This is a genomic window from uncultured Gemella sp. (assembly GCF_963525875.1).
In the GTDB taxonomy this organism is placed as follows: Bacteria; Bacillota; Bacilli; order Staphylococcales; family Gemellaceae; genus Gemella.
Window position 1 is genome coordinate 1 of sequence record NZ_CAURMG010000021.1, and the last position, 24,755, is coordinate 24,755.

The 24,755-nt window shown below is 28.7% G+C and carries 21 protein-coding genes; 5 read left to right on the plus strand and 16 right to left on the minus strand.

The window, feature by feature from the left end; genetic code table 11:
* The 9 genes from RWQ73_RS05060 to RWQ73_RS05100 form a co-directional block, all read right to left on the minus strand.
* Positions 1-875, minus strand: an 875-nt coding sequence (locus RWQ73_RS05060; RefSeq protein ID WP_314407029.1) for an acyltransferase family protein, incomplete at its 3' end; no start/stop codon positions are given.
* A gap of 16 nt (positions 876-891) precedes the next feature.
* Positions 892-1,608: a LicD family protein gene (locus RWQ73_RS05065; protein ID WP_314407030.1), complete on the minus strand. Its 717-nt coding sequence runs from the start codon at positions 1,606-1,608 to the stop codon at positions 892-894.
* Position 1,609: 1 nt separating this feature from the next.
* A complete protein-coding gene (locus RWQ73_RS05070; RefSeq protein ID WP_314407032.1) occupies positions 1,610-3,745 on the minus strand; it encodes a LicD family protein in 2,136 nt (711 codons plus the stop codon).
* 7 nt (positions 3,746-3,752) lie between these two features.
* Positions 3,753-4,715, minus strand: a complete 963-nt coding sequence (locus RWQ73_RS05075) for a glycosyltransferase family 2 protein (RefSeq protein ID WP_314407034.1) — start codon at positions 4,713-4,715, stop codon at positions 3,753-3,755.
* Positions 4,699-5,544, minus strand: coding sequence for a phosphorylcholine transferase LicD (locus tag RWQ73_RS05080; protein WP_314407035.1), 846 nt, complete (start codon positions 5,542-5,544; stop codon positions 4,699-4,701). Before RWQ73_RS05080 ends, RWQ73_RS05075 begins: the two co-directional genes overlap by 17 nt.
* On the minus strand, positions 5,537-6,754 hold the full coding sequence (locus tag RWQ73_RS05085) for a DegT/DnrJ/EryC1/StrS family aminotransferase (protein WP_314407037.1): 1,218 nt from the start codon (positions 6,752-6,754) through the stop codon (positions 5,537-5,539). The genes RWQ73_RS05080 and RWQ73_RS05085 overlap by 8 nt, the downstream gene beginning before the upstream one ends.
* A 159-nt stretch (positions 6,755-6,913) precedes the next feature.
* Entirely contained in the window at positions 6,914-7,594 is a 681-nt protein-coding gene (locus RWQ73_RS05090) for a sugar transferase (protein WP_314396921.1), read from the minus strand.
* Between the two features lie 118 nt (positions 7,595-7,712).
* Positions 7,713-8,723 carry an acyltransferase gene (locus RWQ73_RS05095; RefSeq protein WP_314407038.1) on the minus strand — a complete coding sequence of 337 codons (1,011 nt, stop codon included), beginning with the start codon at positions 8,721-8,723 and terminating at the stop codon, positions 7,713-7,715.
* Entirely contained in the window at positions 8,723-10,321 is a 1,599-nt protein-coding gene (locus RWQ73_RS05100) for a hypothetical protein (RefSeq protein ID WP_314407040.1), read from the minus strand. The genes RWQ73_RS05095 and RWQ73_RS05100 overlap by 1 nt, the downstream gene beginning before the upstream one ends.
* 173 nt (positions 10,322-10,494) lie before the next feature.
* Here RWQ73_RS05100 and RWQ73_RS05105 point away from each other — a divergent pair, with 173 nt between their 5' ends.
* The gene (locus tag RWQ73_RS05105) at positions 10,495-11,532 is read left to right on the plus strand and encodes an acyltransferase family protein (RefSeq protein WP_314407042.1); all 1,038 of its coding nucleotides are present in this window, start codon (positions 10,495-10,497) and stop codon (positions 11,530-11,532) included.
* Between the two features lie 141 nt (positions 11,533-11,673).
* Here the strand turns inward: RWQ73_RS05105 and RWQ73_RS05110 are convergent, their stop codons facing one another.
* The 5 genes from RWQ73_RS05110 to RWQ73_RS05130 all read right to left on the minus strand — a co-directional run bounded on the left by RWQ73_RS05110 (position 11,674) and on the right by RWQ73_RS05130 (position 17,337).
* Positions 11,674-12,600: a helix-hairpin-helix domain-containing protein gene (locus tag RWQ73_RS05110; RefSeq protein WP_314407043.1), complete on the minus strand. Its 927-nt coding sequence runs from the start codon at positions 12,598-12,600 to the stop codon at positions 11,674-11,676.
* Position 12,601: 1 nt separating this feature from the next.
* Entirely contained in the window at positions 12,602-13,693 is a 1,092-nt protein-coding gene (locus RWQ73_RS05115; RefSeq protein ID WP_314084439.1) for a hypothetical protein, read from the minus strand.
* A gap of 167 nt (positions 13,694-13,860) precedes the next feature.
* Complete coding sequence (locus RWQ73_RS05120; protein WP_314407045.1) at positions 13,861-14,586, minus strand: Fic family protein; 726 nt, start codon at positions 14,584-14,586, stop codon at positions 13,861-13,863.
* A gap of 413 nt (positions 14,587-14,999) precedes the next feature.
* Positions 15,000-17,054, minus strand: coding sequence for a heavy metal translocating P-type ATPase (locus RWQ73_RS05125; protein WP_314407047.1), 2,055 nt, complete (start codon positions 17,052-17,054; stop codon positions 15,000-15,002).
* 1 nt (position 17,055) lies between these two features.
* Positions 17,056-17,337: a DUF6110 family protein gene (locus RWQ73_RS05130; RefSeq protein WP_274460090.1), complete on the minus strand. Its 282-nt coding sequence runs from the start codon at positions 17,335-17,337 to the stop codon at positions 17,056-17,058.
* 576 nt (positions 17,338-17,913) lie between these two features.
* Between RWQ73_RS05130 and RWQ73_RS05135 the strand changes: the two genes are divergently transcribed.
* From RWQ73_RS05135 to RWQ73_RS05150, 4 genes are all read left to right on the plus strand, one after another.
* Entirely contained in the window at positions 17,914-18,843 is a 930-nt protein-coding gene (locus tag RWQ73_RS05135) for an SAM-dependent methyltransferase (protein ID WP_314407048.1), read from the plus strand.
* An 18-nt stretch (positions 18,844-18,861) separates the two neighbouring features.
* The gene (locus RWQ73_RS05140) at positions 18,862-19,422 is read left to right on the plus strand and encodes a class I SAM-dependent methyltransferase (RefSeq protein WP_314407050.1); all 561 of its coding nucleotides are present in this window, start codon (positions 18,862-18,864) and stop codon (positions 19,420-19,422) included.
* Complete coding sequence (locus RWQ73_RS05145) at positions 19,419-19,991, plus strand: CYTH domain-containing protein (protein WP_314407052.1); 573 nt, start codon at positions 19,419-19,421, stop codon at positions 19,989-19,991. The genes RWQ73_RS05140 and RWQ73_RS05145 overlap by 4 nt, the downstream gene beginning before the upstream one ends.
* Before the next feature lie 404 nt (positions 19,992-20,395).
* On the plus strand, positions 20,396-21,607 hold the full coding sequence (locus RWQ73_RS05150; protein WP_314407053.1) for a Fic family protein: 1,212 nt from the start codon (positions 20,396-20,398) through the stop codon (positions 21,605-21,607).
* 149 nt (positions 21,608-21,756) lie between these two features.
* On the opposite strand, the gene RWQ73_RS05155 is transcribed toward RWQ73_RS05150, so the two are convergent.
* Together RWQ73_RS05155 and RWQ73_RS05160 are read right to left on the minus strand one after the other, a co-directional pair.
* Complete coding sequence (locus RWQ73_RS05155; RefSeq protein WP_314407055.1) at positions 21,757-22,788, minus strand: hypothetical protein; 1,032 nt, start codon at positions 22,786-22,788, stop codon at positions 21,757-21,759.
* Positions 22,782-23,936 (minus strand): hypothetical protein, encoded by a 1,155-nt coding sequence (locus RWQ73_RS05160; RefSeq protein ID WP_314407056.1) that lies wholly within the window; start codon positions 23,934-23,936, stop codon positions 22,782-22,784. The genes RWQ73_RS05155 and RWQ73_RS05160 overlap by 7 nt, the downstream gene beginning before the upstream one ends.
* Positions 23,937-24,755: the final 819 nt, after the last annotated feature.

Consider the following 24,755-nt stretch of genomic DNA (forward strand, 5'->3'; position numbering starts at 1 on the left):
CCACTAACTCCATAATTAAATACATTAGAGATATTAAATACTTTATTCAAAATATAATATATATGCATATGCCAGAAATATACATTTATAGAATTTTCTCCCATGTCTGTAATTAAGAACATCCTTTGATTAGGCATAAGCATTACAAGAGAAAAACCTATACTAAAAGATATGATATAACTAGCTAATCTTACTAATGGAGCATAACTCATTATCTTTGGAAAAAACGGGTTTCTCCCTGTAAACAGATATCTTAGCCCATATACTCTATCTACTTCATAAATACATAATCCTAACCAAACTAAAACTATAAGCCCTGCTAAGAATTTATATTTAAAATTTTTATCTTTAAAACTTACTATATCGAAGTTTTGTAATAATACCCCACTCAAAAAGAATGGGAAAAATATTATTATCCTTGACAAGTATAGGAAATCTCCTATTCCTGGATCATATCCTACAAAACAAGCCAATACTATCGAAAACACTAAAATATATTCCTTATTCTGTTTTTCAATTATTTTTAAAATTACTATATATGCTGCCAAGGCAAACATAAACCATGAAAGCCCACCATCCCATAATAAAAAGAATTCAACTTTTACCGTACCTAGTAACCTTTCCACTATTGCTGAAACTATTTTATACGAAAAACCAATACTTATATAAAATATAGCTTTAGCCGTAATATTCCTATTCTTGAACATCAATCCAGCTATAAAAATAAACAGCGGAATATGAAACGAATAAATAAATAAAAATATACTATCATAAATATTAGATACATCTGTAAATTGATCCGCAAAATGCCCTATCACAACACAAGTTATAAGAAAAAACTTCAGATTATCCCATAATACTATTCTATTTTCCATAATATTATCCTCTAACTTACTTTCCTTTATATAAAATAACCTCAGCTAGCTCTGCATTCCCGCGTTTATAAATTGGATTTTCTTTCCAATTATAATGAGTATTGGGAGTCTTAAAATCTTCTCCATATAAAGTTCTCAAATACTCCTCAGTGTTACTAGGTACCTTCGCGTTCACACCTTTAAAATCACATACTTTTATCCCTTTAAATGGTATTTTATAATGATAGACCTCATATCTAGTAGGATTCCCCAATGCATTAGTCATAAAAAATATTGTGTCAGAAGAGATTTTATCACCTTCTTTTTTATAGATAATAAAATCTACATTAAGCCCTTTATAGCTGTAAGATAATTCAACTAAACTTTTATTATAATAAAATTCTTTCGTTCTTTTAAATCCCTTATTTGTAAGATATTTTTCTACCACTTCGAATTCTTCAAAATTTGAAACTCGAACTCCAAAATCCATATCCAAATCATGGCTTATAAAATCATTTTCTCTGTAGTATCCTAATAAAGTTCCAAAATCTAACCAAATATCATAATTCTTTAAATCAAAGCCATAAACTATGTTTAAAATCTCCTCAAAATTTTCTTCTAATAAAATACTTCTTTTAGAGTCTAATTCAATATTTGCTTTTTCATTCAATTTTTTTATTAAAGGAAGATTTTTAACCACATCTTTTTTATCACCTAAAAAACTGGCTAAACTCCTCTTAAGCCATTGTAACATATTACTTCTCCTTTTTTATATACGCTACAAAATCATCATGCTGTATTCTTTTTTCTACTGGTGGTATTTCCATATAATCAGAACCATAAATCGTAGTTAGAATATGATCGTATTCTTGGGGAATTCTATATATTCTATTTTCAAATTTACTATCGATTACTTTATCCAATGATTTACTATCTATCTTTGTGCTGTATCTTTTAGATTCCATAAGATAATCAATATATCCACTATCCACAGAAGCTTTAGAACAATTATTTAATCTCTTATTCCATATTTTCACTCTTGTCAATCTGAATACTATTAACAATAAATATCTTACAAGGTTTTTAACTCCAGCATCTTTATTTCTTATACCATATAAGGTATATACAGATAATCGACGGCACATGTCTAATTTCGTAATTTCTTTATTTACATCTTTATAATCATCAAAAGGAAAAACATCAACGCAAATCCCTAATTCTATATCATTCTGTATATAATTATTTTCATAAACAGTTCTACTATCATACACTCTGTAAAATGGATAAGGATACCTAGCATCGTTTTCCCAAGAAACTACTTTATAGATTTTATCATTATCTTCTTGTATTGCTTTATACAATCTATCGTATTCTTGTCTCTTCAATGCAATATCCAAATCATCATCCCACGGAATAAATCCTTTATGTCTAACAGCTCCTAATAGACTCCCATAAGCTAGTGTATAGTTAATACCTTTTTCTTGGCAAATTTTATGGATATAATCCATAACTCCTAATTCAACTTCTTTTATTTCATCTATATTTAATTTTTTGTAATCTTTTTTATCAGAACTAACCACTGAATAATAATATCCAGATGTTAAGAATAATATCATTCCTAATAATGAGATACCATAAAACGTAGAACTTAAAAATAAATTAGATACTAAAATAACTATAATCATCAATAGTATCGACAATGCTTCCTTATTTACGATTTCCTCTTTCTTCTCTTTTAAGATTCTTTTTACCATTGAAACAAAAAATGATAATACGAACACTCCCATCGTAGCAAATCCTGTTAATCCATTATAAAATAAGACTTCTAAGTATCCATTATGAGTTAGATAATGCTCTCTTATAATATATTCATCTGGATTGATCTTCTTACCTATTTCATACCAATTTCCTCCAGAATATCCGAAAATCGGTTTTTTAGGTATAAACGAAGCTGTTGATTTCCAAATCGCAAATCTATTATTAGAAATATTTTCTTCGCTTGTATCTGTTCTTTCAAGAGAAAGATTACTATCTTTAATTTCTATTCGTTCTTTATTATATTTTAAATATTGTTCACTTGTATAATTAACAGCTTTATAACTAAATAAAACAACTATTATCGCTAAAATCACCTTAAATATGGATTTAGCATTCCCTTTTTGGTAGAACATTACAAACGCATATACTACAGATACTAATATCGTACAAATAAAAGCTGTTCTCGAACCAGATAGTACAATATAGATAAAATTCAATGCAATAGCCGTATAAGTTAAATATCTATAGTTTCTCTCAATGCTACAGATTTTTGAAGCTAAAAATATAATTACAATTAATGAAACTAATGATAAAAAGTTAGGACTTGCTAAAATACCGAATAATCTAGATTCTATAAACCCTTGTCTAATATACAATCCTTTATAGTCGTGTACTCTGTAGCCTTTCAATAATACGAATTGAATTAATGAGACTAATACTCCAAATGTATTAAGTACAGTAACCATATAGAAAAAGTAATTATATAATGTTTTACCCTCTTCTCTAGTAATTCCAGTAAATATAGGGAATACTGTTAAGAAATAAATATAAAATATCAACGTGTTTTTAATATTTGTAGAATAACCATAAGATATCACTAGAATACTAGTAATTATATTAAAAGCAAAAAATAATAATAAATATTCTATTGTTTTTATCTTTAGATATACTTTCTTAATAACTAAATTATACGTTGCTAAAAGAATTCCAAGTAACGTCATTCCCCCTGCAATTATCTTGTTAGCTGAAATAAATTGTAGCGGAACAATTAAACCACACATACAATAAACCGTAACAATTAAGATAAATGCCAGATTTATTTTAAAATAATTTTTTTCTAATTGTTTTAACATACTATAATTAATATCCTCTCTTCTCTATTATTTTTCTATATAGATTTCTATTCAATAATAAGGCAACAAATCCAATTTTTCTACCTTTTGTAAATAATGAATCTTTTATAATATCCTTACTATGATTTTTCAAATACGATATTAACTTATTTTCTAATATTCTATCACTATAATCTTTATCTAATAATAATCTATCTAATACATAGAAGTGTGCCCAATTCATTCTTGTTTGTGCCACGCCTTCTAATGTAGGGTACCTATCCAGAATAATTTCCCTATTTTGTTCATAAGCTTCTATTACATTTAGAAATTTAGTTGAGAATTTTTGCGTAGTAATACTATTTTCTCTATGCACATAGTAGTATTTTTTTTCATTTGTCGCTACTACTATATTACATTTATCAAGAAGTTTTATCATAATAAATGCATCTTCAGCGATTTTCCCAATTTCAAATTTGAGCTCTGAAAATAAACTCTTTTTATATAATTTATTAACAGCTGTTACAGATAATATCTTTGCTTCCATAACCATCTTAATAGCTTCTTCGGGATTAAGCGCCCATGTTTTCTTTTCAGTTACTTGCGCTTCAGAAACATTATTATAAACATCATAATGACCACACATTGATAAATCTGCATTAGTTTCTCTTAAATTATCTATCAGTAACTCATACATATCTTCATCAATATAATCATCACTATCTATAAACCCAATTAAGTCTGATACAGCTTCTTCTATACCAACATTCCTCGCATCCGATAAACCACCATTTTCCTTATGAACCACCCTTATTCTAGCGTCTTTCTTAGCAAGCTCATCACATAATTCTCCACTGCTGTCAGTTGATCCATCATTTACTAAAATAATTTCTAAATTCTTATACGTTTGATTGATAATTGAGTCTACGCAACGTTCTAAGTATTGTTCTACATTATATACTGGTACTATTACACTAATTTTTTCGTCCATAATACTTCCCCTTATACTTAAGATAACTATTTTCCATATCTACTATTACTGAATCATGATGTGGTACTTGTTTATCTTTTGGAGGTGGTGTCATATAATCACCAAATGCTGTTTTAAGATAAATGTCATATCCCACAGGTATAGGCATTTTAGTATTTTCAAAATCAATAAAAATATTATCTTCGAATGCTTCAATCGGATATTTTTTCATCATATAGCCTGGACCTGTACAAAGTTCTGTTATTCCATCACTTTCTTCACGTGTGTACTTTATCATTTCTTTTTCAGCTTTTTTCCAGATTTTATAACGTAGTTTGCCTGGTGTTAAACCTAAAAGAATAGCACCACTCCATCTCATTACTGCGCCATGTTTTTCTGGAATAGTCTGCGCACAGAATAGCGAATAAATTAATGCCCAACGAACTTGTTTTTTTCTATCCTCTTCATTCTTAGGATAATAATCTAAAGGTATAACGTCTAACGCCAGACCATGTGGCATATTCAAATCTTGCTGATATGGTTTTATACATGTTGTTTCTCTATCTCGAATCGTGATAAATAGATTTCTATCAACAAAGTTACTATCGCTTTTTGATAAGAAATATTGTTCCTTGGCATACTTTCTCCAAAGTTCTGGAAGTTTTTCATAGTCTTTTCTAGGCATGAAAAAATCTAAATCATCATCCCAAGGTATAAATCCTTTATTACGAAGCCCACCAATGGCTCCACCACCACAAAGATAACAAAGTAAGCCATGTTTTTTACAAAATTCTACAAAATACTCAGCCATCTCTAAGCTTTTATTTTGAATCTCTTTTAAACTACTCACCTACTACCTCCTCAACTATTTCCTTGAAGTTATCAATAATTACATTGACATCTTCGTCACTAAGCCTTGTGTGTAAAGGTAATGTTATTTCTTTTACATAATAATTATACGCATTAGGATAGTTCTCAATATCAAATCCTAAATTTTTGTATGCAGTTAATAATGGTAGTGGTTTATAGTGTACATTACAGCTAATTCCACGTTCAGCCATCTTAACAATTATCTCGCCACGTTGTTCAAATGTTACGCCTTCGATATGAGTTATATACAGGTGCCCACAAGATTTATAATCTTCTGAACTATGACTTAACGCTGTAATTCTAGTACCTTCAAAACCTTTATTGTACTGACTAATAATATCCTCACGACACTCTAAAAGTTTAGGATAACGGTCTAGTTGAACTAATCCAATAGATGCAGCGATATCAGTTAAGTTACATTTATATCCAGGGATAATAATATCATATTCCCAAGATCCTGCTTTTGTTTTAGCTAATGCATCTTTCGTTTGACCATGAAGAGAATATATTTGATATTCTCTATATAATTCTTCATTATCAAAGTTTAGATTTTCTTTCCATGTTACACTTCCACCTTCAGCAGTAGTGAAGTTTTTCACAGCATGGAATGAGAATGTAGTAAAATCAGCTACCGAACCAATTTTCTTACCTTTATACGTACTTCCTAAAGCATGAGCTCCATCAGCTACAACAGCGACTCTTCCGAGCTTTTCTTGATATTCACTATTAGCCTTGAATAAGTGTTTCTTACTCTCAACAACTTCAAAAATCTTATCATAATCACATGGAATCCCAGCTAAATCAACAGGAATAACAGCCTTCGTATTCTCAGTAATAGCATTAGCTAAAGCAACATAATCCATCTCATGACTATCTTCAGCAATATCAACGATAACAGCCTTCGCTCCAACATGGTAAATCACACTACAAGAAGCAGTATATGTCATCGCAGGAACGATAACCTCATCACCTTTACCAATACCTAAAACACGTAAAGTTAGTTCTAAAGCTGCAGTTGCAGAATTAAGGCAAACAGTTTTAGGTGTATCCGTAAAATCTGACAATCTTCTTTCTAATTCTTTTGTCTTCGGTCCAGTTGTAATCCAACCCGATTTTAAAGTATCTATTACTTCATTAATTTCTCCATCGCTAATATCTGGTGGAGAAAATGGTATATTATATTTTTTCATCTCAAACTCCTAATTATTTGTTTCTACTCTTTCTAATAAAAAAACACAAGAGACTAATATTGTGGAAGGCCTCTTGTGTTTCTTGATCGAATTGTCTATTTATTATACAATACTATCTATTTTAATCAATTAAAAAGCCTCAATCAATCTTATTATATTTTATTTAACAACCGCAATAGCAGTTCTTATCATTATTTTAATATCATTTATAACACTAAATTCTTCAATGTACTTTAAGTTATATTTCATCTTATCCGGAAGAATTTCCTCGACATATATTTCATCCACACTTCTTCCGCTTCCCTTGAACTTTTCAATAACTTCGTCTTCATCTTTGTATTCAATACTCGCTGGAGAAGTTATCCCTGCAGGAAGTAGTAATGTTGCATTCATCTCATCAGTGTACTTATCTACATATTTCGCAACTTCCGGTCTTACTCCTACAAAACTCATATCACCTAGTAAGACATTTATAAGCTGCGGCAGTTCATCTAATCTAAGTTTACGAAGTTTATGACCAACTTTGCTAATACGTGGATCATTTTGCTGAGTAACAGCCGTCCCCAGCTTATCAGCATCTTTAACCATAGTTCTAAACTTAAAGATTCTAAATGTTCGACCATAAGTTGTAATACGCTCTTGCCTGTAGAACACAGGCCCTTCACTATCTAATTTTATCCAAATAGCTATTCCTAAAATTATCGGTGATAAAGGAATAAGCAAGATTAATGCCAATACCTTATCAAAAAGTAATTTCAGAAACAGCGATATCTTCTTCTTTTCAATAGAAGCTCTGTATTTTTTTACCGCTTCTGTTTCAAATCTATTGTCAATATTCATCTTTCACCTTACACGCTAACTGAATATTCTTAATCAGTTTTGTAAATTTATTCTATCTTTTTATTATACCATATTTCATAATAGAACAGAAGAAATGGAAGTAAAAAAGACAACCAAATTAGGTTGTCTTAAATGATTTTCCAATAATAAACGGAAAAGTATTATTAATTATCTTAGCAATCAATTCACACAATATTATCGCTAAAAATAGTTCTACAATGGCTATTATATAATTACTAACAAATATTCCCGTATACTTACCAGCAAGTTGCTCCATAATTATATCTAAGATATATAAAACTATTGGTGAATGATATGCATAATATATCAATGTGTTACCACCAATTCTTTCTAGTATTGGTATATTTGGAATATTTTTAAATAATATAAAACTTGCCCAGATACCAAAGAAAGCAGCAACAAAATACAATAAAGTCGAATTAATCTGTTGATAAAAAAGGTCTACTCTAGTGTTGTAAACTCCACATATGATACTTACCGCAACAACTGGTAAAAAGTATAATATTTTGAAATAACTTTGTAACGTGACTAGATTTCTTCTCAATATATATCCTGATAAAATAAAGATAGTCGCATACGGTACAAGATCAAAACTCCAAATTAACCAAAATTCCATCTCATATAGTTTTTTTCCTAAACAACCACACAATATAAGTACAATATATACAATTATATATTTATATAATGTATCACTGTATTTTATCGCAAAATAACAAACTAGTTCTGCTAAGAATAATACATTTAAAAACCACAGTTGATAATAAATATGCATTCTATCAGCGACTATCATTGCTTTTATGAAATGTATAATATCTATTTTCAATATAAATTGCGGTTGCAAGATAAATGATTTAATAGAAAATATAGAAATATTCATCAATAAGCAAGGTATAACTATTGTTTTAAACTTTCTAACGAAGAATTCAAAGAATGATGTATACTTAGCTACGTTTAAAGTCATTCCAGATAAAAAGAAAAATAAAGGTATATGGAATATATACAGTAATAATTTCATCTTGATTGGAGTGTATCCCATATGACCTGCTATTACTAGGATTATACAAAAAGCCTTTAGCATATCGATATATTCAATTCTCTTACTACTCATTACTGGTCACTCCTTAATATATATATATTCATATCATTTGAAATATCACTTTCTTTCACAAAATAAACATCTCTATCATAATTTTCCTTAAACAATACTCTAATTTTATCAAAAGCACTAGAATCCTTAGGTAAAATGAATTTAATATTATCACTATTTACCGCACCAGAAAGAATATTATTCGTATCTTTCACTCCAAATCCTTTTAGTTTATCATGATATTCCGGTGAGAATGTTTGCCACGTTCCAAAAGTTATTATGTTTTTTGTTAACTTATCTGTCTCAACAAATACCTTACTAACATTAGGTTGTGAACTAATTAAATTCCCATAACCTGCAATAACATATAAGTTCTCTCTATTATTAACTAGCACATTATTATAATCTTTATTAAAATCATGAGGATGATAATTAAACCAATACAATTCATTTTTCCCATAGTTCCAAATAGAGCCCATTAATAGTATGCATGTAGCTGTAAAAATAACGTTTTCTAGATTATTCAATAATTTATAATTTCTTTTTATAAATAACTCATTCCTATATACAATAAAAATAAATAGAGTTAGAATAATGATAGGTATATAAACTCTCTCTACTATTCTTTGCCTAACTATTAGTGCTGTTAACAAAGCGATGGGGCATAAAAATAGCAGATATCCATAAAAACTTTTAGATTTATAAAAAATAAAAACAAGGAGTACAAAGAATGTAAATGACTTGTAAAACTCGTTAGATTTAAACTTAATGAGGATATCTTTAATTGAAAAATTATATTTTTCTGATACTGATCTTACTTTATCAAGATTATCTAACAACTCATTACTAAAGATTTCTTTTTCTGAAAGTATCCAAGAATTATGACTTACTAAAGTATTTTCAGTAATACCTATCTTATCTAGACTTTCTTTTTTTGCAGAATAATCAATAGCTGGATAATCCCTTATTAAAGTACTCTTTTCATTCCATTCTATATAAGATTTCTCTACATCATTACTTTGTATAAATAACCAATTAGTTAAACTTACAATAAAAATTGTACTAATTAAAATACATGTTTGTTTTACCTTTTTATTCCTAATTAGTTCAAATATGATTATCACCAAACATAATACCAAAAGACTTGATATTATTTGAACTCTAAGAGAGATACCTATAAATATAAGTATAGTAGGAAAAACTATATTTTTTTCTTTATAAAGTAAAAATATTCCCGAGATAGATAACAAATAAGCAACCACAGAATATGTAAAATATTTTAATAAAGAAACCTCTATTACTAAAACTATTATCCATAGAACTATTTTATATTTCCTATCTCTCATCAGATAAAACAAACATGAAAAGCTTATACTATACGCTGATACTAAAAAAACGAAGAAAATATTAATATTTGAAAATAAACTCTGTAATATTACTAATATCTTAGTTAATATTATTCCCATGTAGGGAAGTAACATATATTCTTTATTTAAAATCGAATAATTAATTGTAACATCATCAACAGCATGATAAATATATCCATATAAATATCTATACAGCACTACAATTAACAATGGTATAACAATTGAAATTATTAGCGATGTAGTTTTCTTCACTACTTACCTTTCCCCCTTCCCTTAAAATATAATACTCAAAATTTAATAACACTAGTATAATACTATAATTAAAAGTTTTTTTCAAATTATATCTAACTTTACTTTTCCTTATACTATACTATTGTATTTTTTTATGATATATTGTTACTAATCAAATTTCTTAGAGGTTTATTATGAATTTTTCAAAACGAAATATTAATATTGATATTATTAAAACACTTGCATTATTACTAGTTATTGGCTTACACTTTTTTCTATACACAAAATTTTACTCTATAGAGTATACACTTATTAGTATACCATTCGTTACTGTACGTAATATTACAATGACATGTGTTCCTTTGTTTATTGTTGTTACTGGTTATTTAAATAAGGATAAAACTTGGAATAGAAAATATTATTTAAATATTGGTCGTATTTACCTACTGTATTCATTTGCTATGTTTATTTTAACACTAGTAGATAATAAATATGCTATTAATACTATTCTATTTAAAACTACTCTTATTAATATCTTACATTATAAATACTACGGATGGTATATTAATATGTATGTAGGTCTAATGTTAATCGCACCTATTATTAATATATCTTTTAAAAATATGACAGATATAACTAGAAAGCACGCAATGTTAAATATTATATTAGCTATATCTATACCAGTTACCTTATTAAATTTATTTTATGATATTAGATATTCTATCTTAGGTTATATTTTGCCAAATTGGTGGTCCCTTACATGGCCTCTTTTATATTATATTATAGGGGTATGTTTCTCATATAATAAAAATATATTAAATAGAAATTCTAAGTTTACATTAAAATTACTTGCTATAACAAGTATATTGTCAGCTCTAGTTTATTACAAATTTCAGATATATGTTGAATCTGGACTTCATATTAACATCTTCATCGTAATTATTACAACATGCATTTTTTCATGGTTGCTTAATCTCGATATTAACGTGAATTCTAAACTTAGAACTAGCATCATTTTTGTATCGAATAATACCTTGCTAGCCTACCTACTTTCATATATTGTGGATAATATTACATATCCTTTTGTAAATCAGATTACTAATACGACTATAAGATTTAGTCTATTTCCAGTGGTAGTAGCCCTGAACTTCATACTTACAATAATTCTTGTTATTATCGTAAGAATTATATTATCGACACTTTCAAAATCTATAAAACTAGTAAAAAGGTAGTTTCGCATTATTGTGAGACTGTCTTTTTATTACCCACCGCAAAAACCTCGAATCCAGTTCCCCAGATTCGAGTTTCTGCTAAACATATAATTTTTATCAACTGATAAAAATTTATTTTATCTAGTTGTTGTTCTCTATCTTTTATTCTTCCTTAAACTCTATACCCGCTTCTTCTAACTTTGCAATAGTCTTCGGTCCAATTCCATCTATGCTTAAAACTTCTTTTTTAGTATAATTCTTGAAATCATCTTTAGTTCCAATTCCAAAATTCACAAGATTCCACGCATAATCACTTCGGTTGATACCTAAACTTTGTAAAAATCTGTCCATTCCCATTTTTTGGCTTTGTATCTTTTCTTTCTCTTCTTTGATTTTTCGTATATTCACTGGATTTTTCGCGAAATATTTAAGGATATGATAAATATGCTCACTCTGTAAATATTCTTTATATCTCATCAACATATTAAAAAATTCATCATTGTTTTTTAATGTTTTTGGAATAGTTCTTTTTATATTATTGGTAGGGTAATAGTCTTTCCCGAAGAATAGTGCCACATCACGATGTTCTTCTCGTAATCTCTCGAAATAAACCCTCGCTTCTTCTTCATCTTCTATCATGATAGCTAATAATGTACCTGCCATAAGTAACTCTAAATCTGTAGTGTCTTGGAAATATTCCTCAAAAACATCATATCTACCAAGCTCTACACACAGTTCTGCTATCTCATACTCTATTGAAGTCTTATTGCTTGGATTAACTAAATAAATCAACAATAATAGTTTCAAACTATCTGTATATTTATGGACCTCTTTAAATTTTTTTACAGATATTGAAAAAATATCTATTAGGGCTCTCCCCCAGTCACTTCCCTCTAAATTAACGTTCATATCAGATGCCAAGTTAAAAATAAATTTTAGATTATTTATAGCTTTATCTAAATAAATTACTTGTGTTAGTGTAGACTGTTTATCTAATTCATTATTTATCTCCTCATGATATTTTAATATAATTTCTGAAACCTTTTCCCAATCTGGACCTAATAACTCGATTGCCTGTTCATTTTTCATATTAACTTCTTACCTCCTTTTTAAACTCTACACCATTTTCTTTTAATTGTTTTATAGATTTCTTCCCTACATTATCGACTTCATTTAATAAATATTTTTCTGTAACGTTTAAGAAATCCTCTTTTTTTAATAATCCCTCTTTTTTAAGAGCATTTAACGCCTTAAAACTAATATTTTTGAAAATCGAATCATTTTTCATCGTTTCTACAGATATACTTCTTGCCTTAATTTTTTTATTTAATTGTTTTCCGGTTCTTATACGAGAATTAACCCACATTAAATACTCTATCACATAATCAACCATAATAAATTCAATTAATTGTTCTACCTTTGTCTCACTATGTATCAATCTATTAAATTCGTTTTTATTAAATAATTGTTGATTAGAGACAATATCTAGTAATCTCTCAATTTTCGGATTAATGTATTTTATAGTCGCCATAGTTTCTACAACCTCTTCATCATTCAACCTTCTAATATCAAATATTATCTTAGCTAATTGAACAAATTCGTCTAATTTCGAGGTAGGTGATAATTCATTATACAACCTATAGAATCTATCTGCAGAATCAATTTTTAAATATGCTATAATAGTATCCATTAAAATACCATCAAGTTTAAGCTCTCCTCTATCAAGATTTATCCAAATAAGACTAGCGTTAGGAATTGCACTATACATTTGATTATCAAGATAAATTGAAATCAAATGCTGAATTACAACCTTATTAAAATCATTCTTGAAATTAGGATTACCTACAATTGGATATTTTACAGTTTTAAATTTCAACTCATCAATATCCTCTATTATTTCAAGAGGAGATTTTTGTTGTTCAGATAGCATATACATATTAGCGAATATATTATAAGGTGATTTTAGATGTGCTTTTTCAATAAATTTCTTATCTCCTGTCACCATAAAATTAGCAAAAAGTTTTAATGATTCATTAAAATCTAATTGATCTTCTTTGTTAATAAATTTGATATTCTTAAAAGTATTTTCTTGTAGTTCTGTATATACCAGCTCTATTTCTCTATCCAAAACAAAATTATTATTCTTTTTTATCGATGGAAATTTTCTTATTTTTTTACCCATAATACATCCTCTTAATTTTTTATAACATTTTAGTTATATTGTACCATGAATTATTATTTTTTCGTAATTTTAACGAAAGATTATATGGAAGCAACTCAAAACCGTGATTCCTTAAGAAATCACGGTTTCTGAGTCGCTCCCTATTTATTGACTGTTCATAATCTATTTTAACAATCTATCATACTAATATACTTTTCAAGTTCTTCAACTTCATAATTCGTTATTAAGTCAGTTAGATAATCAGCATTACTATTTATATAATACTCATCAAAACTAGTGTAGTATTTTTCCCTATCTGTAAATTTAATATTTACTGGTAGCAATCCATGTTTTATTAATTCAAAATTAAGAATTAGTCTTCCTGTTCTTCCGTTTCCATCAATAAACGGGTGTATACTTTCAAATTCTAGATGTAACAATACTGTAGCTTTAATAATATGATGTTCTTGTTTCCACGCTTCATATTTAACTAATAACTTATCAATATTACTTTCTATTTCTTGCGGTTCACTAGTCTTATGGCTAGAACCTAATATTTGAACGTTAACACGTCTAAATACTCCTTTATTCTCTCTATCATGCATTAAAACCAAGCTATGTATATTTTTTATAGCTTGTTTTGTCAATGGCTCGTTAACAATATCTAAAATGTAATAAAAAGCGTCCTTATATCCTATTACCTCTATATGTTCACGTACCTTTTTACCTTGAATGGTAATTCCTTGTTGTAGTATTAAAGCCGTTTCCCTTAAAGTAAGAGTATTCCCCTCAATAGCGTTAGAGTTATATGTATTCTCTATAATAAAGTTTTCTCTTAGCTTTTCAAGCTCAGTCTTGTTCAAAGGTCGAAGCTTTGCTATTTTCTCCTGTAACTTATCAATCTTCTCAAACATTGTTTCACTTCCTTTAAAAAGTCTGTAGTTAATTTCACTTCATATTAATATAATCAAATAGTAATACCCTTCTACTCCATTTTCCCTAATATGGGAACTAGATTCATTGTTGGTCGTGCGTCTTTATGTCGTACTTGTTCCATTTTCTTATCCCCCTATAATTTCAATATGAAACTTTACACTAAACCTGTTACTTATTTATCTTGCTCATCTTCATTATACTCTAAAATATATTTATTTTCTAATGAAAATAAATCTAAATCAAACAAAATATTTTGCCTATACCTGCAAAAAACTCGAATCCAGGTTATCCCAGATTCGAGTTTTTTGTTTTTATTATTATTTGGTTTACATATACAAAAGAAGAGATACCCTCTTTCCGACATGATTAACTTGACACCTTTTTATCTTCTCTACTTTATATTAAAATTCTTCAACACAATACTAAATGTTGTTAAATTATGTAATAAAGCTAATAAGTTTGATGGTAATACGTTTATTAATCCTAAGAATATTAATGAGCTATTAATAGATACTGTGCTCTTAACGTTATTACTCATTTGAGCTCGTAATGTTTTAGAAACATCTGACAGTAATAATAGCGAGTTTAGTGAATCTGATTTTAGTACGACATCACTTATTTGTTTCGAAAGATCCGCACTCTCGCTCATAACGATACTTACATCACTTTCTGATAATGCCGCCGAGTCATTTAAACCGTCACCTATCATTAGAACTCGGCGTCCCTGTTCTTTTTCACCCTTAATATACTCAAACTTCGTAACTGGTGTCATATTTGTATGAACCTCGTCAAAAGATACATCATTTAAGATTTTCTTCGTTCTAACTTCATTATCGCCTGTCAATAAGACAACTTTTTTGCCTCTATTCTTAAGTTCAGTCAACACTGCATTTGCTTCATCTCTTAATGGGATATCCACACAGAAAATTGAGATTAATTTTTCTTTATAGCCTAAGAATAGTAAGTTATATTGTTCTTGTTTTTCAGCTATGATTTGTTCTTGTTCCGCCGTAACAACTACATTCTCATCTTTTAATAATTGTCTACTTCCAATAACAACTTTCTCACCATCGATATGTGATATTATTCCTTTTGATGCTATGTGATATAGCTCTGTGTGCATTTCTTCATGTTCAATCCCATCTTCTTCCGCCTTACTTACAACAGCACTTGCGATTGGATGGTAAATATGTTCTTCTAAACATGCACCAATTTTAAGAACTTCTTCATAAGAATATTCATAAAATGGTAATACTTCTTGGATATATGGTTTGGATACTGTAATTGTTCCTGTTTTATCAAAAACAAATGTATCGATATCCTCATATTTATCAAGAGTTACAGAATTTTTTACGACAATTTTTTTATCAATTAGATTTTTTATAGTTGTTAGGTATGCTACTGGTGTTGATAATTTCAATGCACACGAATAATCAACTAGCAAGAATGACATCGCCTTAGCAAATGATCTTGTAAATAGATATGTTAGTCCCATTGCTAGGAAGTTGTATTTTACAATACTATCGGCTAATTTGATATATTTGTAGTGATATGCGTCTTCTCTACTTTCTGAGTCTTTCATCAATTGAATTAAATGATGAATACGACCGTTAACTTGAGGGTTTTCAACTTTTAGTTTAACCTCACCGTTAACAACTATGGTATTAGAGTAAACTTTATCTCCGACATATTTAACTACTGGAAAACTCTCTCCTGTTAACGAACTCTCATCAACACTCGCACCTTCATTCATGACAATACCATCGAATAAAATTTCATTCCCTTCTGAAACAAGGATTATATCATCTTTTTTCACTTCTGAACAAGTTACTTTTCTATTTCCATCTTCTTCTACAAGCCATATTTCTTTATCCATAGACGTTAGACTTTGTTCTAATACCTTTACAGATTTCTTCTCCGACCAATTGTTTAGAGATTCACCTAGTTCTAGAATAAACATAATAGAACTTGCCGTCTCTCTTGCTCCTGTCGCTAATGAAACAAGGATTGCTGCAGAATCAAGTGTTTCCATTGTAACTTGTCTACGCGCTAATAGTTTCAATGTGGCTTTCAAATATCCTGATGCCTTCCACCAAGTATAAACCGCTCTTAGTGGTAGTGGCACGAATAATTTAGACATACCACGCCAAAACAAAGCATCCATTATTATTGAATAAGGAGTTTCCTCAGCTATTACAACTGGATTTTCATAACAATTTCTTACTTTTTGTTTATCTACCAATTTGAAAAATTGTTGTAGACAGTCTTTACTTCCCTTATTAAAAATAACAATAAAAGTGTACTCATCTTGATAAAAGTCTACTTTTTTTATGTTTTGAATTCTAGATGCTTGTTTTTTAAAATATTCTTTTACATCTGGTGTTATGCGAAAACTTGATTTAATTCTCGCTCTTTCACTAGATAGATGTAATATTTTAAAGTTCATCTTATTTTTCCTCTAATTCTTGAAGATTGCTTTCTCTTTTTTCTTTTTCGTATAAGTCTTTAGCATCTGCTACTACATCATCAGCGTGTTGTTTGATGTTTGAAACAGTTCCCTCTACTCCGTCTTTTGCTTTATATAATTTTGATAAAACAACAGAGTATCCTTTTTTAGCATCTTTGCTTGATAGTAATTTTAGACCGAAAGTCCCAAACGCTACTCCTCCTGCAAATACTCCTGGTGTTTTTAATGCTGCTTTTGCAACTTTTAATACTTTGATTGACATATTCAATTCCTCCTTATAAATATATTATTATAATTATATTATATCATTTTATAATTTGTATGTAAATCCTAATATATCAAGGATAACACTATTTAACTTTATATAACAATGACTTTTTATTCCGAAAATATTACTACTTTTTACTTCGCTTGTATAGACAAAAATTTAATGCTTTCATAATTTTATACTTGCTTCTGAAATCTTATATAATTAAAGGTTTACTTCAAACATTTACAGATTTGCTATAATAATTTAATGCTAGGTTTAGTATTTTTTCATGATATTTCCTTGTGCAACTTTTCTCTCTTCATACATTTTTCTTCTCTTAACTGTAGTAAACACAGTTGTTTATTAATGTGGAATATATCATTATTTTTTATATTTTAGATATTTTTTGATAATACTTATGTTGCGTTACTAATATTTTGTGATTCCCATCTTCTTTTATATATTTTTTTAATCAGGGATAACGTTATTTATGGTATAATAGCTATGTTAGAGAATGTACTATACAGATGTTTTATATTATTTTTTATTAAAAATCATTTGTTAAATATAAGAAAAAAGGAGCATATTATGATTTATATTATAGGGCTTGGTCCCAATGTCAGTTCAAATATTAAAGAGAATATTAAACAACTATTATTAAACAATAAAAATGCTGTAGTTATTGCTCGTACTAAAGAGCATCCGGCGATTTCTTTCTTAGCGGAGAATAATATTTCTTTTGAGACTTGCGATAAGTTTTATACAGAAAATGAGAACTTTGAGAATACATATAACAGCATAGCAAACTACATCGTTGAAAAAGCTGAAAATAACGATGTTATATATCTTGTTCCAGGTCATCCTATGGTTGCTGAACTGACTACTCAACTACTTATAAATAGTGATAAAGATGTAAAAATCGTTGGTGGTGAAAGCTTTTTAGATTCTTGTTTTAACGCAGCACAGTTTGATCCGGTAGAAGGTTTTTCTCTTGTAGATGCTACTGCTCTTGAGACGCTAAGACAGGTTAATCCGCTTCAACATCTCCTTATTACACAGTGTTATGATGATTTAACTGCAGCTAATGTCTCGGATGAACTTATGTCATTTTATCCTTACGATCATGAGGTTACTGTAATCGAGCAGGCTGGTGCTGTAGATGAGAAGATTTACACATCACCTCTTCATGAGCTTTCTGCCGCTGTTGGTGAGGATGTAAATAATCTACGTGCTTTATATATTGCACCACTAAAAGATGGGCTTAGCTTCAATATCAAAGATTACACTAAAGAATTCGATGAAAACGATGATATTACAGAAGCTGATTTAGTGAGTAAATTAGAAAAACTTGTCGCAGATCTTAAAGAAAATTTAAACCGAGAAGAAGACTATACAAGGGATAATTCTACGTTGTTAGCAGAAATCATCACTACTTCACTTGATTTTACAATAGCAAGCGATAACTACTACGAATTAAACGATATACTTAACGAAATGAAAAAACATAGAGAAAAATAATTTTATAAGGATAATAAGATGGATAAAGTTTTAACTTTTAGTAAAAAATTATTAAAAGAAGTTATAGATAAAAATTCAGTCGTTGTTGATGCTACTGCTGGAAATGGTAATGATACATTGTTTCTAGCTAAGACTTCGGCTAAAAAAGTATATGCCTTCGATATCCAAGCTCTGGCAATAGATAATACTACGAAGCTAATTGAAGAAGCCAAACTAATGGATAAATGCAAAATTATTCTTGATTCACACTTTGAATTTGATAAATATATAAGTGAAAAGATCCGTGCTGTTGTCTTCAATCTAGGATACTTACCAAATGCAGATCATGAGATTACCACACTAGCCGAGACGACAATTACTACTATTAAAAAGTTTTTATTACAACTAGAAATTGGCGGTAGAATTGTCATTGTTGTGTATTGGGGTCATGAGAATGGTAAGGTAGAAAAAGAAGCTCTATTAACCGAACTTCTAAATCTTAATCAAAAAGAAGCTGAAGTTCTAGTTTATCAATTTATAAATCAGAAAAATAACGCCCCCTTTATTATTGCTATTGAAAAAAGAAAGGAAATTTCATGAGAGAAATAGAAATAGAATTTAAAAATTTACTGTCTGAAGAGCAGTACTTAACCTTATTTGAAAAATATGATTTGAAGAATTCTGAAGAAATAACTAATAAAAATTTCTATTATGATGATGCTGATGAAAGCTTCAAAAAAATTGGCGCAGCTCTTAGAATAAGGTATACTAACAAGAAAATTGAGATGACTTTGAAGATAAAAGGAAAAACTCAAAATGTTGAAATAAATATTCCTCTTGACGAAAAGTATCCTAAAGAACCAACTGTACTGCCAGTTTTACCAAATGAGATTATAACCGAGCTAGAGCATATGAATGTAAGGATTAAAACGCCTATACTTATCCAAAAAATCGAGACTTTAAGACACGAAGTGACTTTAAATGAAAATTTATTAGTGCTTGACAAAACAACATTCATTAACGATATAGTCGACTATGAGTTAGAATTTGAGGCAAAAGATTACGAGTCAGGATTAGCTGCATTTGAGAAATTATTAGAAGAAAATCATATTGATAGAAATCCTGCAAAACCTAAAATAGCTCGTGCTGTAGAATATTCAAAACGATAAACTGAAATATATCAAAATAACCTCTCTTTGTATTGTATTTAAAAACACTAGTTTTAATAAATGTGCAAAGGAGGTTTTTATATTAATCAGGACATTATACTAAGCTACACTTCTTTATCTAATCTCAAAATGGAAATTTTGTCTATTTTTTTCTTTTTGAACTCTCTTTTTCTTCTCAAAATGGAAATTTCGACTTTTTTTCCATTTTAAACTAATTTTTCTGCTCAAAATGGAAATTTTGCTCCTTTTTTCTTTTTTAATTCTATTTTTCATCTCAAAATGGAAATTTTGTCTGTTTTTTCCTTTTTGAATTGATTTTCTATTCTCAAAATGGAAATTTTGTCTATTTTTTCCTTTTTGAATATGCTATAATTATTAAAAATAGATTAAGGTAGGTGATTTGTATGAATAAATATTATTCATTAGAAAAATTATTTCATATGAATTTTGATATAGAAAACGAGTATAACAATAGAATCAATTCTCCTTCTACTTCTATTACTTCGCTGAAAATCAATCCCTTTATTAAGGGTGTAAGAAAACCAGTAGAGTATCCACTATTTATATTCAACTCTGCAGAATTGATCTTAATTCTAGAAAAAATTTATACTAATAGCGCTGAGATTATTGCAAAACAAAGTATGCTGCCAAAAGTAGCTCAAGAAAAATTCTTTAATTTACTTCTTATCAATGAATTACAAAGTACTAATGAAATCGAGAGTATTCATAGTTCAAAAAAAGAGATATCAGCTGCTTTAACTAATAAAAGTGATTCTCCTAATATAAAACGATTCTTTGGTTTAGTTAAATTGTATTCTTATTTATATAAGGACATAACTATCTCTGATCCTTTAGATTTCAGAAAGATTTACGATACACTCGTTAGTGATGAAGTAGATAAAAAGGATAAATTAGATGGAAAAATTTTTAGAAAAGATGGCGTCAAAGTTTATTCTGGTAATGATATAATCCATCATGGGATACAAAAAGAAGAAGATATATTAAGAGCATTGTCTGATCTAATTACATTTATACAAGACTCTAAACTTCCTCAATTATACAAAACTTTTATTTCTCATTATTTCTTTGAATATATCCATCCCTTTTATGATGGGAATGGTCGTGTAGGAAGATTCTTACTTGCTAATTCTCTAACTAGTATAGTAGATAAGTACACAGCCATTACTCTATCGTATAGCATTAATAGAAATAAAAATAAATACTACAAGAGTTTCAAAAAGACATCACACCCTTTAAACAAAGGTGACATGACTCTATTTGTTAAAGAAAACTCAGAGCTTTTAGTTTCAGGTCAAGAACATATACTATCTTTCTTAACAGAAAATATACAAAAAATGACAACAGCTACGGACTATCTTAATAACAATATCAGAGATGAAACGCTAAAAAATATATTATATATACTTCTACAAAGCCATTTATTTAGTGCTAAAGATGATCTAATAACTCATAGAGAACTTGCAGAAATTCTTGAAATTACTACGAAAACTCTAAATAAATATCTATCTGATAATGAAGATAAGATTACAGTAATTAAGAAAAAACCAAAAATATATACGCTTAGTGAAGCTTTTTTATCTGAAATATTTGAATAATAAAAAATCTGAGAAACATCGGTAGTAACTCCAAAATCTTATTTCTTCGAAATCATGATTTTGGAGTCACTACCTCTTCCCAAATTTTCCACTTTTTATATATACAAATTTTCGACAGTTAAGTTCTACTAAGATATAAATCCTATCTTTTATTCCTCTCTGAACTTAGCACCATTATTTTTTAATTTTTGAACGACTGTAGCTCCTATGCCATCTAATTTTCTCAATTCTTTTTCTGTATATTCCTCGATAATTTCTTTATTATACAATTCGACATTGATAAACTTATTCAGTTGTCTTTCCATTCCTGCAAAAATAGGATCTTTTTTCATCATTTCCTTGGAAATATTAAATCGACCTTCAACAATCAGATACTGTCTTCTTTCCATCTCTGATTCGTATAAGCTTTCTAATATTTCATAATGATATCTATTAAGCAAATACTCTTCAGCTATGGTAGCAGCATAATGAATCTCAAAAGTTTTTTCCTTATTAGCACCTTTCTCATTTTCCGGTACTCCTATTATGTAATCTGAAACCTTTTTAAATCCACCCTTGAAAATATTACCAATATAAGCATTAAGTTTTTTAAGCCTCGTCATATAATAGTGAGCTTCATCAAGCTTTCCGCGATTAATACCAAAAATACTTAACAATAATAGTGTAACTTCCGACTTTTCATAATCAAAACAATTGATATGATTCTGCATCAGACCTTCACTGTTTAAATGAACATATACTTTTGTCAATTCATCTATAACTTCGGAAAAATCAGATGGACTGGCTGCCAACATAAATTTATAAAGTTTCGCAGCTTCATTATACATTCCAGCTTCTCTATAATACCCAGCAAGCATGTCCACTAATATCATCTGTTCAGTATCTTCATCATTATCTGAATATATGATATCCTCTCCTAGCCTAATAGCTCTTTCTAAAGCATCTTTATTTTCCTCATGAAGTTCACGTAGAGCATTTAGCTTATCAACAGCACTCATATCTCCTTCGTCAATCGTATCAACAATATCTCCAAGGGGAGCATCTACATCATAGCCTTCTTCAACCAGCTCATAAAGTTGCTCAAACACTTCGATAGCCTCTTCCTTACTAGAAAAGTTCTTACCTTCCGTTCTTAAAAAATCTTTAAGCAATATTTCAAATTCTCTATCACGTTTTACCATAAGTCATCCTCCATAAGTTCCATCTGGATATCAAACTCACTATCATCAGCAAACATTACACCATTCAAATGTAAGTTTCGGATAGTTCCTTTTCCTAAGCCTTTTATTTTAAGAAATTCAGACTTCGTGATTTTCAAGAAATCTTCTTTTGTTAATAAAAAGTTCTCATGCATGATTTTTAATTCCGTATCTCTAATCGCCATAAACGATCTATCTTGTTTCATTTCTGCGACTGTAACTTCCTTACGTTGTGCATACTTATCCAAATTATCACCAATTACATATTCACTTTCTCTTATGTACATAAAGAAATCAAAATAATATTCTTTACTAAAGAAATAATCGAATTTCATAACTATTCTAAGAGCCTCAACATACTTTTCATCACTATCCGTGCTAAATTTAATCAAATTCGGATTAGCTATTCTGTCTAAGACATCTAAAATATATTTATTTTTTTTAATAGCTTTGTTGTAGAATGCGATCGCTTCTTTTTCTTCTCCTTGCATCAGGTGATAAAAAACTTTTGATAACAAAATAACCTCATCATCGTTTTTATCATGTCTATGAGCAATTTTATAACAACGATTTGTCTCCTCAAAATTATTCAAAATAAGACTAGAAAGTATGTAATTGTAATACATCGGCATTACAAACTCGTCATCCATCTCAAAAAATATATAAGGATTTAAATATATTTTACTAATTTTATTATAAAGTTTATTACTAATATAAAAATCAGCTAAGTGGTTACAAACTTTAAAATGTAGAAAATTTATAGGAATCTTGCTAGTTTGAATAAACCCTTCTTCAAACCTATATGCCTCATCTTTTAATTGTATTAGCGCATGCTCAACTTCAAACTCTGAGATATCTCTAGTAAATATTTCAAATACTCTAGCATCTACATTATATTTAGATAGCGCTATTGCTTTTTCAAGATAAGAAGCACAATCAGAGCTGTCTATATTTTTAATACATTCACCAAAAATCCTCATTGATTCCGCAAAATCCTCTTCAACCTGCTTAGAAGAAAATTCAATTTCCATATAATTTTTGTCAGTTTCATAATTTTGGTATCTTCTATCCTTCTCCGTTGCAAACTCTTCTCTACCTACAGGAAATTTTATAATTTTTTTGTTATCCATTGTTTCTCCTTCCTTTACTATAATCATTTAAAAATTACAGAGATTTTTATAATTATCTTATGTGAAAAGATTTTTATAAAATTCACTACTCTTTCAACTTAATTTTACATCAAAATTAGATGTAATACAAACTTTATAATTATATAAATAAAATAATATAGATTATTAATAATGTACATCATAAAAATTCTACATCTTTATGTAATAAAATTTAAGAAACAATTATTATCATATTTTTTATTTAATATAAAAAAAGCAACTGAAGCGCAATTCAGTTACTTTTCGTGATCTCATGTGAATATAATCGTCCAATTCACTTAACTATATTTAACACATACCTTCTTTTGTTGTCAATCGATTCGAAGAGGAAGAATTTCCAATCTCACTTTATTTACATAATCTTAAAAATATAATTTTAATCTTAAATAAACCTAGAAACTCTTTTCTAATATAAACTCTAGTGATATAATAGAAGTAGGCTACTGGCCCGGAAGGGAGGTGGTGAAATGGAGATAGTTGTCTCTCAAATCCTTGTGAATCTATTATCTGGAGTAATTCTCCTACCGATAGAATATATTTGCTAAAAGATAGTCACAGGAAAAAGTAGTCTTTTTAGCCCACGACGCATACACTTCACTTTGTATATGATTATTAATAAAAAATATAAAAAGCCAATTGAACTAGCCTTCAATTGGCTTTCGTGGTGAAATTTGATAGTCGTCTCTCATTCACTTAACTATATTTTAACACATACCTTCTTTTGTTGTCAATCGATTCGAAGAGGAGAAATTTACACTTATGGCGTAACTTACATCTCCT

Coding starts and splice junctions, on each gene's coding strand:
- RWQ73_RS05085 (WP_314407037.1), bottom strand. CDS start 6,754: ATGAAAAAATATAATATACCATTTTCTCCACCAGATATTAGCGATGGA.
- RWQ73_RS05075 (WP_314407034.1), bottom strand. CDS start 4,715: ATGGACGAAAAAATTAGTGTAATAGTACCAGTATATAATGTAGAACAA.
- RWQ73_RS05095 (WP_314407038.1), bottom strand. CDS start 8,723: ATGAGTAGTAAGAGAATTGAATATATCGATATGCTAAAGGCTTTTTGT.
- RWQ73_RS05160 (WP_314407056.1), bottom strand. CDS start 23,936: ATGGATAACAAAAAAATTATAAAATTTCCTGTAGGTAGAGAAGAGTTT.
- RWQ73_RS05110 (WP_314407043.1), bottom strand. CDS start 12,600: ATGAAAAATGAACAGGCAATCGAGTTATTAGGTCCAGATTGGGAAAAG.
- RWQ73_RS05090 (WP_314396921.1), bottom strand. CDS start 7,594: ATGAATATTGACAATAGATTTGAAACAGAAGCGGTAAAAAAATACAGA.
- RWQ73_RS05105 (WP_314407042.1), top strand. CDS start 10,495: ATGAATTTTTCAAAACGAAATATTAATATTGATATTATTAAAACACTT.
- RWQ73_RS05070 (WP_314407032.1), bottom strand. CDS start 3,745: ATGTTAAAACAATTAGAAAAAAATTATTTTAAAATAAATCTGGCATTT.
- RWQ73_RS05120 (WP_314407045.1), bottom strand. CDS start 14,586: ATGTTTGAGAAGATTGATAAGTTACAGGAGAAAATAGCAAAGCTTCGA.
- RWQ73_RS05115 (WP_314084439.1), bottom strand. CDS start 13,693: ATGGGTAAAAAAATAAGAAAATTTCCATCGATAAAAAAGAATAATAAT.
- RWQ73_RS05125 (WP_314407047.1), bottom strand. CDS start 17,054: ATGAACTTTAAAATATTACATCTATCTAGTGAAAGAGCGAGAATTAAA.
- RWQ73_RS05140 (WP_314407050.1), top strand. CDS start 18,862: ATGGATAAAGTTTTAACTTTTAGTAAAAAATTATTAAAAGAAGTTATA.
- RWQ73_RS05135 (WP_314407048.1), top strand. CDS start 17,914: ATGATTTATATTATAGGGCTTGGTCCCAATGTCAGTTCAAATATTAAA.
- RWQ73_RS05150 (WP_314407053.1), top strand. CDS start 20,396: ATGAATAAATATTATTCATTAGAAAAATTATTTCATATGAATTTTGAT.
- RWQ73_RS05145 (WP_314407052.1), top strand. CDS start 19,419: ATGAGAGAAATAGAAATAGAATTTAAAAATTTACTGTCTGAAGAGCAG.
- RWQ73_RS05065 (WP_314407030.1), bottom strand. CDS start 1,608: ATGTTACAATGGCTTAAGAGGAGTTTAGCCAGTTTTTTAGGTGATAAA.
- RWQ73_RS05155 (WP_314407055.1), bottom strand. CDS start 22,788: ATGGTAAAACGTGATAGAGAATTTGAAATATTGCTTAAAGATTTTTTA.
- RWQ73_RS05130 (WP_274460090.1), bottom strand. CDS start 17,337: ATGTCAATCAAAGTATTAAAAGTTGCAAAAGCAGCATTAAAAACACCA.